This is a genomic window from Pseudomonas sp. JUb42 (assembly GCF_024807945.1).
GTDB lineage: Bacteria > Pseudomonadota > Gammaproteobacteria > Pseudomonadales > Pseudomonadaceae > Aquipseudomonas.
Map to the genome: position 1 here is coordinate 54,187 of NZ_JANUFD010000009.1, position 14,379 is coordinate 68,565.

Sequence of the window (14,379 nt, forward strand, 5' to 3'; positions counted from 1 at the left end):
GAGCCAAGCATGATCGGGGGCAGCGCTGAATTCACGGCGGCCGGGACCTGTTATCAGGTCGTGGGCCAGGGCCAGCCCGTGGTATTGATCCACGGTGTGGGCCTGAACAAGGAAATGTGGGGCGGCCAGGTCGTCGGCCTGGCGGACACGTATCAGGTCATCGTCTACGACATGCTCGGCCACGGCGCCAGTCCCCGTCCGCCGGCCAACATTGATCTGAAGGGCTATGCCGAACAGCTCCTGGAGCTGCTTGATCACCTGCACCTGGAAAAGGTCACGGTGATCGGCTTTTCCATGGGCGGCCTGATCGCCCGGGCTTTTGCCCTGCACTTCCCGCAACGCCTCGAAGCACTGGTGGTGCTCAACAGTGTGTTCAACCGCAGCGAGCAGCAGCGTGCCGGGGTCATCGAGCGCACGGCCCAGGCGGCCGAACATGGTCCGGATGCCAATGCCGAGGCCGCCCTGTCGCGCTGGTTCAGCCTTGAGTATCAGGGTGCCAACCCGGCGCAGATCAAGGCCCTGCGCCAGACCCTCGCCGAGAACGACCCCCAGGGCTACCTGACCACCTATTCGCTGTTCGCCACCCAGGACATGTATCGCGCCGAAGATCTGGGCAGCTTGACCATGCCGACCCTGATCGCCACTGGCGAACTCGACCCTGGCTCCACGGCGCAGATGGCCCGACAACTGGCGCAGAAGATTCCCGATGCCGAAGTCGTGGTGCTGGAGCAGCAACGACATATGATGCCGATGGAATCGCCGCGTCTGGTCAACCGGATGCTGCTGGAATTTCTCGACCGCGCCCTGGCGGCGCCCGTTTCGCAGAAGGAAAACCGTTTATGAGTCTTGAACGCTTTCATATGTGCATCGATGGGCAGTGGCTCGACGCCGTGTCCGGCAAGACCTTCGAGAGCCTCGACCCGGCCCGCGCCCAAGCCTGGGCCGAACTGCCGGATGCCGATGAGCGTGACGTCGAACTGGCCGTGCAGGCTGCGCAGAAAGCGTTCGAAGGCCCGGCCTGGCGCGGTTTGACCGCCACGGCACGGGGCAAGCTGCTGCGCCGCCTCGGTGACCTGATTACCGAGAACAAGGAAAGCCTGGCCCAGCTGGAAAGCCGCGACAACGGCAAGCTGATCCGCGAAACCCGTGGTCAGGTCGGTTATCTGCCGGAGTTTTTCCATTACACCGCAGGCCTGGCCGACAAGCTCGAAGGCGCGACCCTGCCTCTGGACAAGCCCGACCTGTTTGCCTACACCACCCATGAACCGCTGGGCGTAGTGGCGGCGATCATTCCCTGGAACAGCCCGCTGTACCTGACCGCAATCAAGCTGGCACCGGCCCTGGCCGCTGGCAATACCATCGTGCTCAAGCCGTCGGAACATGCCTCGGCCACCGTGCTGGAGCTGACACGCCTGGCCCACGAAGCCGGCATTCCGCCCGGCGTGATCAACGTGGTGACTGGTTTCGGCCCCAGTGCCGGCGCCGCCCTCACCCGCCATCCGCTGGTGCGCAAGATCGCCTTTACCGGTGGAGCGGCCACGGCCCGGCATGTGGTGCGCAGCAGCGCCGAGAACTTCGCCAAGCTGTCCCTGGAACTGGGCGGCAAGTCGCCAAATATCATCTTTGCCGACGCCGATCTGGACAGCGCGGTCAATGGCGCCATCGCCGGGATCTACGCCGCCTCCGGGCAAAGCTGCGTGGCCGGTTCGCGGCTACTGGTGCAGGCAGAGATCTACGAAGAGTTCATCCAGCGCCTGATCGCGCGCGCCCAACGCATCAAGATCGGCAACCCGCAGCACGACGACAGCGAAATGGGCCCCATGGCCACCGCGCAGCAACTGGCCGTGGTCGAGGGCTTGGTGGCCGACGCCCTGGCCGAGGGCGCGACCCTGCGCATGGGTGGCAAGCGCCCGCAGCTGGACGAACAAGGCTGGTTCTACGAGCCGACCCTGTTCGAGTGCAACAGCAACAGCATGAAGATCATGCAGGAAGAGGTGTTCGGCCCGGTGGCGGCGATTATCCCGTTCAAGGACGAAGCCGACGCCCTGGCCATGGCCAACGACTCGCAATTCGGCCTCGCGGCCGGGATCTGGACCCGTGACTTGGGCCGCGCCCATCGTATGGCCAAGGCCGTGCGCTCGGGGATCATCTGGGTCAATACCTACCGCGCGGTGTCGGCCATGGCGCCCATCGGCGGCTTCAAGAACAGCGGCTACGGCCGTGAAAGCGGGCTGGACTCGGTACTCGCCTACACCGAGCTGAAAACGGTGTGGATCAACCTGTCCAGCGCGCCGATGCCCGACCCCTTTGTGATGCGCTGAAGCGACGCGCACCGCCATGGAATGGCATTCACCCCCATTGCAGGCCCGACGAGGTAATCCAACATGATCGACGCAGCACTCTATAAGAAAGTCATGGGCTCGTTCCCGTCCGGCGTGACCATCGTCACCACCCTCGACGACGACGGCGCCATTGTCGGCATCACCGCCAGCGCGTTCAGCCCGCTGTCCCTGGACCCGCCGCTGGTGCTGGTGTGCCCCAACTATGCGTCGGACTCCTACCCGGTGCTGTGTGCCAGCAAGCGCTTTGCCATCCACCTGCTCAGCGCCGAGCAACAGGTCGAAGCCTATGCCTTCGCCCGCAAAGGCAAGGACAAGGCCCAGGGCATCGACTGGACCCTGAGCGAACTGGGCAACCCGCTGCTGAGCAAGGCCACCGCTATCATCGAATGCGAGCTGTGGCGCGAATACGAAGGCGGTGACCATGCGATTCTGGTCGGGGAAATCAAGAACCTGATCGTTGCCGACGACAGCGTCACGCCCATGGTCTATTGCAAGGGCAAAATGGGTGCACTGGCGGCAATGGCCTGAAACCGGCCACGCCCGTACCTGAAGAACGCTGTTTGGCGGCAATTTCTGCGCAGCCGATCAATTACTGGTGTTGCGAAGCGCGCCAAGCCCCTATGATCGGCGCATTGCTTTTTCAGGTCATCGGCTGCCCCTGGGGCACCCGGTCACGGACAAACCTATTTCAGAGTCAAACACATGAAACGCCTGCCAATGGACGACAGCTTCAAGGTCAACCGCAATCCCATCACCCTGCGCGAAATCGTCCTCGAAAAATTGCGCAGCGCCATTATGAATTTCCAGCTGCTGCCCGGCGACCGCCTGGTCGAGCGCGATCTGTGCGACCGCCTCGGCGTCAGCCGTACTTCGGTGCGTGAGGCGCTGCGCCACCTGGAGTCTGAAGGACTGGTGGAATTCGCCGATGCCAAGGGCCCGCGCGTCGCCATCATTACCCTGGAAGACGCCCGTGACATCTACGAGCTGCGCTGTGTGCTGGAAGGCCTGATCGTGCAACTGTTCACCCTCAATGCCAAGGCCAAGGACATTCGTGCCCTGGAAAAAGCCCTTGAGGTGAACCGCAAGACCCTGGCAGAAGGCGAACTGCAACAGGTACTCGACTCGGTGCAGGGCTTCTATGACGTGCTGTTCGAAGGCTCGGGCAACCAGATCGCCGCCGCCCAGCTGCGTCAGTTGCAGGCGCGTATCAGCTACCTGCGCGCCACCTCTGTGTCCCAGACCAACCGTCGCGGCAGCAGTAACGAAGAAATGCAGCGCATCGTCGAAGCCATCAAGAGTGGCGACCCGGCGGCTGCGCACCAGGCGTCGGTGGACCATGTCCGCGCCGCAGCCAAGGTGGCGCTGGATTACCTGCGCGCCAAATACGATGAAAACGGCAGCCCGTTGCGCGAGATGGCCACCCCCATCGTTCTCGCCGAGCCGCGTATCGCCCGGTGACGCCATGCCCGACCTGCGCTTCTGTCCCTGCTGCGGTGCCGACCAACTGATCCGTCAGGTGCCGCCCGGCGATACCCATATCCGCCTGACTTGCAGCGCCTGCGGGCATATCCAGTACCAGAACCCGAAGATCATTGCCGGCTGCATCATCGAGCAGGACGGCAAGTACCTGCTGTGCCAGCGCGCCAACCCGCCGCGCCCCGGCACCTGGACCCTGCCCGCCGGCTTCATGGAAAACGGCGAGACCACCGAGCAGGCGGCCTTGCGCGAAACCTGGGAAGAAAGTGGCGTGCGCGGCGAAATCCTCTCGCCCTATTCGATCTTCAGCGTGCCGCGGATCAGCGAGGTGTACATCATCTTCCGCGCGCAGGCCCTGGAGATCACCGGCGAATACGGTGAAGAAACCCTCGACTGCCGCTTCTTCGCCCCCGAAGACATTCCCTGGGAACAGATCTACTACCCGGCGATCCGGCAGATCCTCGAACGCTATATCGAGGAGTGCCGGTCGGGCAGCTATGGCCTGTACATGGGCAACGACGACACCGGTCGCGTGCACTTCATTCGCTAGCCTTCAAGACGCCTACAGCGGCATCCCTTCGACAATCACGATCTGCGCCACGGCCGCACCCTGGCGGTGGGCCGCTGCTGCCTGGTATTCAGGCGAGTGGTAACAGGCCAGTGCCTGATCATAGGAGTCGAACTCGATGACGACGTTACGCGGGTGCGTCGGGGCACCCTCCAACCATGTGGTACGCCCACCCCGCGCCAGATAGCGGCCGCCGTACAGGGCAAACGCCGCCGGAGCCAGGGCCATGTAACCGCCGTATTGGTCGAGGTTGCTGACGTCGACATGAGCAATCCAGTACGCCTTCATCTACGCTTTCCTTCTGGTTAATTTGTATTATGGTATACCATAATTACTGAGTTCATTTCATCCGCCAACAAGAGCCGACGACGATGCCTTTTCATACCACCGCCGAAATCATCGAAGACTTTCGCCAGGGCAAGATGGTCCTGCTGGTTGACGACGAGGACCGGGAAAACGAAGGCGACCTGCTGATCGCCGCCGAAGCCGTGACCCCGGCGATCATCAGTTTCATGGCCAACGAAGCCCGTGGCCTGATCTGCCTGACCCTGACTGACGAGCACTGCCAGCGCCTTGGATTGGAACAGATGGTGCCGAGCAATGGCAGCTTATTTTCCACGGCGTTTACCGTCTCCATCGAAGCCGCTGAAGGCGTCACCACCGGCATCTCCGCCGCCGACCGTGCCCGCACCGTGCAGGCGGCCGTGGCAGCTGATGCCAAGGCCAGCGATCTGGTGCAGCCGGGGCATATCTTCCCGCTGCGGGCCAAGGATGGCGGCGTGCTCAACCGTGCCGGGCACACCGAAGCAGGTTGCGATCTGGCGCGCCTGGCCGGCTTCTCCCCGGCGGCGGTGATCGTCGAAGTGATGAACGACGACGGCAGCATGGCCCGTCGCCCTGAGCTGGAAGTCTTTGCCGCCCTGCACGGCATCAAGATCGGCAGCATCGCCGACCTGATCCACTACCGCCTGAGCACCGAGCATACGGTCAAGCGCATCGGCGAACGCGAGCTGCCGACGGTGCATGGCACCTTCCGCCTGATTACTTTCGAGGATCGCATTGATGGTGGCGTGCATATGGCCATGGTCATGGGCCAGATGCAGCGCGAAGTGCCGACCCTGGTGCGGGTCCATGTGATCGATCCGCTGCGCGATCTGGTTGGCGCTGAGTACACCGGGCCGAAGAACTGGAGCCTGTGGGCCGCCCTGGAACGTGTCGCCGCCGAGGGCCATGGCGTGGTCGTCGTACTGGCCAACAGCGAATCGTCCCAGGCCCTGCTGGAGCGGGTGCCGCAACTGACCCAGGAACGCCGCCAGTTCAGCCGCTCGCAATCGAAGATTTATTCGGATGTGGGGACCGGGGCGCAGATTCTGCAGGATCTGGGCCTGGGCAAACTGCGCCACCTCGGCCCGCCGCTCAAGTATGCGGGGCTGATGGGGTATGACCTGGAAGTGGTGGAGACCATTGCCTTCGAGGGCTGACGAAGGCCCGGCAGGGCCGAAAACTGTGGGAGCGAATTCATTCGCGACGACGGGCTTACAAACGATACCTATACGTCGTATGTACAAGCCTATTCGCGAATGAATTCGCTCCCACAGATTCGTAACCTTGTATCCACAAAATGCTGCTACACAAATGCCGGAATAACCTTGTCGATAAACAACTGCAACGACGCCTTCTTCTCGGCATGGCTCATGCTGTTGTCGTTCCAGAAGCTGAATTCATCAACCCCCAGGCGCTCGTACTCGCGAATCCGCGTAATGATTTCTTCCGGGGTGCCGATCATCACATTCTTGTGGATGTTATCCAGGGCGTATTCCGGGCGCTCCTTGACTGCTTCCAGCGGTGTCGGCTCGACGAAGCCATTCACCGGAACCTGTTTGTTGAAGAACCAGCCTTCAAAGGTACGGTAGAAGCGCGAGATCGCCTCGGCGCCCTTCTGCCAGTTGCCGTCGGGCTCGTGGACGAAGGTATGGCGCAGCACCATCAATTGCGGGCGCGGTACTTCGGGGTTGTTGCTCAGGGCGGTCTCGAACTTGTTGACCAGATCGACCACCTCTTCATCGCCCTTCATCAGCGGCGTGACCATGACATTGCAGCCGTTCTTTACTGCAAAGTTATGCGAGTCCGGGTCACGGGCGGCGATCCACATGGGCGGACCGGCCTTCTGTACAGGTTTGGGTACGCTGGTGGAGGTGGGGAAATTCCACAGCTCGCCCTGATGGGCATAGTCGCCCTGCCACAGCTGCTTGATCACCGGGACCATCTCACGGAGGGCCTGGCCGCCGCTGGATGCTGGCATGCCGCCCGCCATGCGGTCGAATTCGAACTGATAGGCGCCACGAGCCAGGCCCACCTCCATGCGGCCGTTGCTGATCACGTCGAGCAAGGCGCACTCCCCGGCCACCCGGATCGGGTGCCAGAACGGCGCGATGATGGTCCCGGCACCGAGGCGAATAGTGCTGGTCTTAGCCGCAAGGTACGACAGGATCGGCATCGGGCTCGGGGAGATGGTGTATTCCATGGCGTGATGCTCGCCCACCCACACGGTGCTGAAGCCGCCAGCCTCGGCCATCAGCGTCAATTCGACCAGGTCGTCGAAGACTTCACGATGGGTCTGGCCTTCGTCGTAGCGCTCCATGTGAATGAATAATGAGAATTTCATGACGTTTCCTCAATCTTTGTAGGTAACAGCCGACAGCCAGCAAGAGGGTTAATAATTCGGTGTGGTCCATCAACTCTGTCGATATCAGACAGATCTGCCAAAGAAGCAAGATGCGTCGATAACTCTGGTATACCATAATACAACAATAGCGCAAACGCCTTTGGTGATTTGTGCGTGTCCCCCCGAGCGCGTCACTTGCAGTTGGAGCCGCAATGAATATCAAACAGAAACTGACCTGGGCCTTTGCCATCATTGCCAGTCTGCCCATTATCGTGGTCGCCGGGATCGTGATCCTGAACCTGCGTAGCGAGGCCGAAAGCTCATTCGTCGACAGCAGCGGCCGGGAAATCCGTCAGGTAGCCAGCGCCATGCAGCTGTTCTTCGAGGGCATCAGCCAGAACGTCGATTACCTCGCCAACAGTCCGTTGGTAAAAAACACCGACGGCAACGTGAAGAATTACAGCAGCGCCAACGCCGCAGACATTCCGTTGAACGAGCAGGACAAGCAGTTCTTCGAGTTTTTCGACAGCATCGCCAAGAGTCATCCGGCCTACTCCTACATTTCCTACGGCCTGGCCAACGGCAGCTATGCCTACTGGCCGGGCGATCCGAAGATGGCCAACTACGACCCGCGTGTACGTCCCTGGTACAAGACCGCCCTGGACAACCCGGGCAAAACCGTACGCAGCGCTGCCTACTATTGGGCTGGCGACGATGCCGTGCTGGTCAGCACCATCCGCGCGGTATCCAACAAACTCGGCGCCACCGGTGGTGTGGTCAATATCGATGTCTCCCTCAAGCAGCTGACCACCATGGTCAAGCAGATCAAGCTGGGTGACAGCGGTTACCTGATGCTGGTCGAGAACACTGGCACCGTGCTGGTCGACCCCAAGCAACCGGAACATAACTTCAAGAAGCTGGGCGACCTCGGTGACGGCTATGCGCAGCTGGCCAAGGCTGGCAGCGGCCTGCAGCGCGTGACCCTCAATGGCGAAAGCTTCATGGCCAACGTCTACCCCTCCGACCAGTTGGGCTGGAGTTTCATTGGCCTGATCAAACAGGACGAGGTGATGAGCAGCACCACCCGCCTGACCTGGCTGATTGCAGTGATCGCCGCTGTGCTGGCCTTGGTCTTCGCCATCGTCGGCGCCAGCTTCGCCAGTGTCATCGTGCGGCCGATCCGCAGCGTCGCCAGCGGCCTGGAAGGCATCGCCCAGGGCGAAGGCGACCTGACCCAGAACCTCAGCGTGCGCGGCAGCGATGAAACCGCGCAACTGGCCAACTGGTTCAACCAGTTCCTCACCGCGATCCGCAGCCTGATCCAGCACATTGGCCTGGCGGCGAACCGGATTCTCGACACTTCGTCGCGCTCGACCCGGGTCTCCCACGACATGGCCGAAGCCGCAGGCCGCCAGCGCGAAGCCGTGGACATGGTCTCAACGGCCTTCCACGAGATGGTCGCCACGTCCAACGAAGTCGCCCGCTCCTGCAGCCAGGCCGCCGATTCGGCGGACAGCGGCCAGCGCCAGGCCCGTGAAGGCCAGCGCCAGATTGATGCGGCGGTCAGCAGCGTCGACCAGCTAAGCAGTGAGATCGAGCAATCGGCCCAGGCCATGCAACAACTGGAGCAGGACAGCAACGATATCCAGTCGATTCTCGGCACCATCCGTTCCATTGCCGAGCAGACCAACCTGCTGGCCCTCAACGCCGCCATCGAAGCCGCCCGGGCCGGTGAACAGGGTCGTGGTTTTGCTGTGGTGGCCGACGAAGTCCGTGCCCTGGCCAAGCGTACCGCCGACTCCACCGCAGAAATCGACGGCCTGCTGGGCAACCTGGCCCGGCGTACCGCCTCGGTGACCCAGCAGATGCGCGCCAGCCTGGAAGTGTCCCAGGACTCGGTGAGCAAGATCGGCCTGGCCCGCACCAGCTTCGGCCAGATCCGCGAATCGGTGGACGTGATCCGCGACATGAACACCCAGATCGCCACTGCCGCCGAAGAGCAGCATCAGGTGGCCGAAGACATCAACCGCCATATCAGCCAGATCCACGGCGACGCCCAACTGGTCGCCGAACTGGCCGACTCGGCACGGGGCGACTCACGCAGCCTGGCTGAGCTGTCCCATGAGCTGGATAGCTTGGTCAAGCGTTTCCGCACTTGATCCAGCGCCCATAAAAAAGCCCGCCAATGCAATATTGGCGGGCTTTTCAGGAGCTTTCTCTGCCTTGGCTGGAGCGAACTGTGGGAGCGAATTCGCTCCCACAGAATCCGCTCCCACATAAGCAAGAGCGGCAGCCGTAACAGTTACAGATTCATCTGGGTCACCAATTTGGTATTCAGATACGCTTCGATGGCCTCAGTGCCACCCTCAGAGCCGTAACCCGAATCCTTGACCCCGCCAAACGGCACTTCCGGCAGGCCGATGCCCAAGTGGTTGATCGACAGCATGCCGGCTTCGATGCCGTTGCTGAGGATCTGCGCAGTCTTCATCGAGGTGGTGAAAGCGTAGGAAGCCAGGCCGAATGGCACACGGTTGGATTCCTTGACCGCTTCTTCAACGGTGTCGAACGGCACCAGCAGCGCTACAGGGCCGAAAGGCTCGTCGCTCATGATGTGCATTTCGGTGGTCAAGCCGCTGAGCACGGTCGGGGCGAAGAAGTAGCCGGGGCCGTCGATGGCCTGGCCACCGGTATGCAGCGTGGCGCCAGCATCAACCGCATTCTTGACCAGCGCAGTAAGCGCCGGAATGCGCCGGGCATTGGCTACCGGCCCCATGGTGGTGGTGGATTCCAGGCCGTTGCCGACCTTCACTTCCCGGGTCAGGCCGACGAACTTCTCGACGAAGGCATCGAACACGCCGCGCTGCACCAGAATCCGCGTCGGCGAGACACAGACTTGACCGGCGTTACGGAACTTGGAAGCGGCCAGGGTACGGGCTGCCAGATCGATATCGGCGTCGTCGAACACCAGGGCCGGGGCATGGCCGCCCAGTTCCATGGTCGCGCGCTTCATGTGCTGGCCCGCCAGCGCGGCCAGTTGCTTGCCCACCGGGGTCGAGCCGGTGAAGGTGATTTTGCGGATCACCGGATGCGGGATCAGGTAGCTGGAAATTTCAGCAGGCGAGCCATACACCAGGGCGATCACGCCAGCCGGTACACCGGCATCGGCAAAGGCGCGGATCAGTTCGGCAGGCGATGCCGGGGTTTCTTCCGGAGCCTTGATGATGATCGAGCAACCGGCGGCCAGGGCCGAGGACAGCTTGCGCACCACCTGATTGATCGGGAAGTTCCACGGCGTAAAGGCCGCGACCGGACCGACCGGCTCCTTGATCACCTTCTGCTCGACCAGCGGATTGCGCGACGGCACCAGGCGGCCATAGCTGCGGCGGCCTTCTTCGGCCAGCCAGTCAATGATATCGGCAGCCGACATCACTTCGGTGCGGGCTTCGGCCAGGGGCTTGCCCTGCTCCTGGGTCATGATCTTCGCAACGGTGTCGATACGCTCGCGCAGCAGATTGGCGGCCTTCTGCATGATCTTGTAGCGCTCGTACGCCGGTGTCGCGCGCCAGGTGGCGAAACCGCGCTCGGCCGCAGCCAGGGCGTCATCGAGGTCCGCAATACCGGCGTGGGCAACGGTGCCGAGGGTCTCGCCGGTGGCCGGGTTGACCACGTCGATAGTGCGACCGTCACGGCTGGCGCGCCATTGACCATCAATGAACAGCTGAACATCAGGATACATAGCGATTCTCCAGAGGCCCTTGGCGGACCGGAAATGGAAGCTCAGTAGCAGCCGGGAAATTAGTGGTATATGCCCATATTGGGTGATTCATTGCAGCTTTCAAGGAGGCAGGGTAAATATTTCATGTCGCCTGACATTCAATAACCACTGCCGTGCACTCAACTCTTGATCCGCTGCTGCCAGGCTGCAGCCAACCCGCTCAGACAGATCACGGTAATGCCCAATTGCGCCAGCAACGACGGCGCATGATCAAAAACGATATAGCCCAGCAGACCGGCAAAGACGATCTGGCAATAACTGAACGGCGCCAGCATGGCCGGAGCGGCGAAGCGAAAGGCCTGAGTCAGCAACAGGTGCGCGACCATACCAAAGGTGCCCAGGGCCAGCATGAACGGTAAATGCTTCAGTTGCGGGGTCTGCCAGAAGAACGGCACCAGGGCACTCATCACCAGGCTGTTGAACAAACCGGCAAAAAAGTTGCTGGTGGTCGGGCTGTCATAGGTGCTGAGCATGCGCGTCAGCAATTGATAGAAGGCAAAGCACAACGCCGAGCACAATGGCAGCAGGCTGGCCGGGGTGAACAGTTCGCCGCCGGGATGGACGATGATCAGCACACCGGAGAAGCCGACGAGCACGGCGGCCCATTGCTTGCGCGTGACCGTCTCGCCCAGCAGCGGCACCGACAGCGCAGTGATCAGCAATGGCGCGAGAAAGTTGATGGCCGTGGCTTCGGCCATGGGGATGTACATCAGGCCGGTGGTGAAAAACAGGCTGGTGCCCAACAGGCAGCCGGCGCGCAAAGCCTGCAGGCCGGGGCGCTTGGTACGCAATACACGCAGGCCCGCCGACGGCATGAAGATGCAGGCCATCAACACTGTGTGCACCACATAGCGCACCCAGACCACCATGAAGATTGGATAAAACCCGGACAGGTATTTGGACAGCGTGTCGTGACTGGAAAACAGGAAGGTCGCCAGGACCAGGAGCGCAATGCCCTTGAGTGGCTGATTGACGCCGGATAGCGGCGTACTGGGGGTGCTCATTAGGTGTCCTTGCCGGGAAAAACTGCAGCACTCAATCGATCAAGCGGGTGAATGCCAATGAATGATGGAATACTCAGAGAATATCGGACCGGTCGACACATCTCCAAACAAAGCTGGATCCATTCAGCTGTTTTTTTCACGCTTCGGCCGTTTCAGCCAGGCCAGCCAGCACCCCAGCCTGCTCCAGCCAGCGCTGGAAACACAAAAAAGTGCTGTGGGCGCCTGCCACTACTTGCTGGCGCTGAGCATCTGTCTCGGCGTCCCACAGACGCTTGAGAAAAGCCTTCCACAGCGTACCGGTGGCCGGGCCATAGACATCCAGAAACGCCCCACCGCTGTCGGCACCGATACCCAGACGCTCACCGATCACCCGACGCAGCACCTGCCCGCCCAATGTCGCACCTTCAATGACATACATGACGCCGAGCAACTGCCAGTGATCATCAACGTCCGGCAGATCGTGGCAGCGTTCAAGACTGTGGCTATCGATGCCTAATGCCTGCAAGTCCTGCAACAACGCAGGCACCTTGCGCCGCTCTGCTTCCAGGGCACCCGCAGCTTGCAAACGCTGCTCCAGAGGCTGATAAAAACCGTAATAGGCCTGGATCAGGCGTCGGTACAAGGCACCGTCCAGATCCGCAGACATAAACGGCATACGCGCTTCCAGAGCGCGATGGCTATCGCCGGTGGCCTCGCGCAGATCCTTCAAGACGGGAGACACGGACGGCCTGGGGAGAGATTCTTCGAGCAAGATCAGAGGTACTCAAACGGAGTGTGGACTTCGAGTGTCGGCAAGAAGCATCAGTTCAGCGGCAAGACGAAAACAGTGTAAGACATAACTGAACGAGGGAGCCGAAGTTCCCCCGTTATTACCGTTGAAACGGCCTCAGAAGATGTAATCCGTGGTCAGGAAGCTGGAATCGCGATTGCGGATGATATCGCTGACCAGCGCCTTGTTGCTCTCCTGGAACTTGGTCGCCACCAGGGTACGGATCGAGAACACGCGCAAGGCGTCGTGCACCGAGAGCGTGCCTTCGGCCGAATTCTTGCGGCCATTGAACGGGAATTGATCAGGGCCGCGCTGGCATTGTGCATTGATGTTGATCCGTCCGACCTGATTGGCGAACGCATCCACCAGACGACCGACTTGGGCCGGGTCCTTGCCGAACAGACTCAGTTGCTGACCGAAGTCGGAATCGAGCACGTACTCGATGACATCCTCGACATTCTTGTAGGCCACCACCGGCACTACCGGACCGAACTGCTCTTCGTGATAGACGCGCATGTCCGCAGTCACCGGGTACAGCACCGCCGGGAAGAAGAACGACTCATTGACCTCACCACCACCGGCATTCACTACGCGGGCGCCCTTCTCCACCGCATCGGCCACCAGGCCTTGCAGATAATCAGGCTTGCTAGGCTCCGGCAGCGGCGTCAGGGAAACGCCCGGTTCCCAGGGCATGCCGGGTTTCAGTTGCGCCAGTTTCTGTTCAAACTTGGCCAGGAAGCTGTCCACCACATCCTCATGGACAAAGAGGATTTTCAGCGCCGTGCAGCGCTGGCCATTGAACGACAGCGAACCGGTGATGGACTCGCTGACCGCGTTGTCCAGGTCAGCGTCGGGCAGCACGATCCCCGGGTTCTTTGCGTCCAGGCCCAATGCGGCACGCAACCGGTGCGGCTTGGGATGGAGCTTTTTCAGGTCGCTGGCGGCCTTGTTGGTGCCGATAAAGGCAAAGACATCGATCTTGCCACTTGCCATCAACGGGCTGACGGTCTCGCGGCCGCTGCCGTAGATAACGTTGATAACCCCGGCCGGGAAGCTGTCGCGGAAGGCTTCGAGCAACGGGCGGATCAACAGCACACCGAATTTGGCCGGCTTGAACACCACGGTATTGCCCATGATCAGGGCCGGGATCAGGGTGGTGAAGGTTTCGTTCAGCGGATAGTTATACGGCCCCATGCACAGGGTTACACCCAGCGGCACCCGGCGGATCTGGCCGAGGGTGTCCTGTTCCAGCTCGAAACGACTGGAGCGACGGTCCAGTTCCTTGAGGGCATTGATGGTGTCGACGATATAGTCGCAGGTGCGGTCGAACTCTTTTTCCGAGTCCTTGAGGTTCTTGCCGATCTCCCACATCAGCAGCTTGACCACCGCCTCGCGCTGCTCGCGCATGCGCTTGAGAAACGCCTCGACATGCTGAATACGCTCGACTACGCGCATGGTCGGCCAGGCACCCTGGCCCCGGTCATAAGCACGGACGGCGGCGTCCAGAGCGGTCATGGCGGTTTGCCCATCCATCAGCGGCGTACTGCCCAGAATCACCGATTCATGCCCTTGCGAGCCTCGCAGATACACCGGACTGCGCACCGGCGCCAACGGCCCGGCCCACAGTTGCAAGGCGCCATCGACCAGATACTCACGCTGCTCGATGGCGGCGCCGGGACGGTACTGTTCAGGAATCTGTTCAAGGGTGGGAAACAGTGTTGCGAGTCGACTATCCGGGTTCATTGCGTTGACCTCCTTCATGAGTCTTTTGCCGAGAAGC

The 14,379-nt window shown here is 61.4% G+C and carries 13 protein-coding genes; 7 read left to right on the forward strand and 6 right to left on the reverse strand.

Annotated elements, in window-relative coordinates; translation table 11 throughout:
* The first annotated feature begins 9 nt into the window (after positions 1-9).
* The 5 genes from M2401_RS18670 (at position 10) to M2401_RS18690 (ending at position 4,368) form a co-directional block, all read left to right on the forward strand.
* Positions 10-843, forward strand: coding sequence for an alpha/beta fold hydrolase (locus M2401_RS18670; protein WP_259105021.1), 834 nt, complete (start codon positions 10-12; stop codon positions 841-843).
* Complete coding sequence (locus M2401_RS18675; RefSeq protein ID WP_259105022.1) at positions 840-2,321, forward strand: aldehyde dehydrogenase; 1,482 nt, start codon at positions 840-842, stop codon at positions 2,319-2,321. Before M2401_RS18670 ends, M2401_RS18675 begins: the two co-directional genes overlap by 4 nt.
* A 63-nt stretch (positions 2,322-2,384) precedes the next feature.
* Entirely contained in the window at positions 2,385-2,870 is a 486-nt protein-coding gene (locus M2401_RS18680; RefSeq protein ID WP_259105024.1) for a flavin reductase family protein, read from the forward strand.
* Between the two features lie 174 nt (positions 2,871-3,044).
* Positions 3,045-3,800, forward strand: a complete 756-nt coding sequence (locus M2401_RS18685) for a GntR family transcriptional regulator (RefSeq protein ID WP_259105025.1) — start codon at positions 3,045-3,047, stop codon at positions 3,798-3,800.
* Positions 3,801-3,804: 4 nt separating this feature from the next.
* Positions 3,805-4,368, forward strand: a complete 564-nt coding sequence (locus tag M2401_RS18690) for an NUDIX hydrolase (RefSeq protein WP_259105026.1) — start codon at positions 3,805-3,807, stop codon at positions 4,366-4,368.
* 12 nt (positions 4,369-4,380) lie between these two features.
* Here M2401_RS18690 and M2401_RS18695 read toward each other — a convergent pair whose 3' ends face one another.
* Positions 4,381-4,674 carry a DUF1330 domain-containing protein gene (locus tag M2401_RS18695; protein ID WP_259105027.1) on the reverse strand — a complete coding sequence of 98 codons (294 nt, stop codon included), beginning with the start codon at positions 4,672-4,674 and terminating at the stop codon, positions 4,381-4,383.
* An 83-nt stretch (positions 4,675-4,757) separates the two neighbouring features.
* Between M2401_RS18695 and ribBA the strand changes: the two genes are divergently transcribed.
* Positions 4,758-5,867, forward strand: coding sequence for a bifunctional 3,4-dihydroxy-2-butanone-4-phosphate synthase/GTP cyclohydrolase II (gene ribBA, locus M2401_RS18700; RefSeq protein ID WP_259105028.1), 1,110 nt, complete (start codon positions 4,758-4,760; stop codon positions 5,865-5,867).
* A 146-nt stretch (positions 5,868-6,013) separates the two neighbouring features.
* On the opposite strand, the gene M2401_RS18705 is transcribed toward ribBA, so the two are convergent.
* Positions 6,014-7,051: an LLM class flavin-dependent oxidoreductase gene (locus M2401_RS18705; protein WP_259105029.1), complete on the reverse strand. Its 1,038-nt coding sequence runs from the start codon at positions 7,049-7,051 to the stop codon at positions 6,014-6,016.
* A 212-nt stretch (positions 7,052-7,263) separates the two neighbouring features.
* On the opposite strand from M2401_RS18705, the gene M2401_RS18710 reads away from it, so the two are divergent.
* Positions 7,264-9,210 carry a methyl-accepting chemotaxis protein gene (locus M2401_RS18710; protein WP_259105030.1) on the forward strand — a complete coding sequence of 649 codons (1,947 nt, stop codon included), beginning with the start codon at positions 7,264-7,266 and terminating at the stop codon, positions 9,208-9,210.
* Between the two features lie 143 nt (positions 9,211-9,353).
* Here M2401_RS18710 and M2401_RS18715 read toward each other — a convergent pair whose 3' ends face one another.
* The 4 genes from M2401_RS18715 to M2401_RS18730 form a co-directional block, all read right to left on the reverse strand.
* Positions 9,354-10,787, reverse strand: coding sequence for an NAD-dependent succinate-semialdehyde dehydrogenase (locus M2401_RS18715; protein ID WP_259105031.1), 1,434 nt, complete (start codon positions 10,785-10,787; stop codon positions 9,354-9,356).
* Between the two features lie 158 nt (positions 10,788-10,945).
* Positions 10,946-11,830, reverse strand: coding sequence for a DMT family transporter (locus tag M2401_RS18720; protein WP_259105032.1), 885 nt, complete (start codon positions 11,828-11,830; stop codon positions 10,946-10,948).
* A 136-nt stretch (positions 11,831-11,966) separates the two neighbouring features.
* A complete protein-coding gene (locus tag M2401_RS18725) occupies positions 11,967-12,551 on the reverse strand; it encodes a biliverdin-producing heme oxygenase (RefSeq protein ID WP_259105033.1) in 585 nt (194 codons plus the stop codon).
* Positions 12,552-12,716: 165 nt separating this feature from the next.
* Positions 12,717-14,342 carry an NADP-dependent glyceraldehyde-3-phosphate dehydrogenase gene (locus M2401_RS18730; protein ID WP_259105034.1) on the reverse strand — a complete coding sequence of 542 codons (1,626 nt, stop codon included), beginning with the start codon at positions 14,340-14,342 and terminating at the stop codon, positions 12,717-12,719.
* Positions 14,343-14,379: the final 37 nt, after the last annotated feature.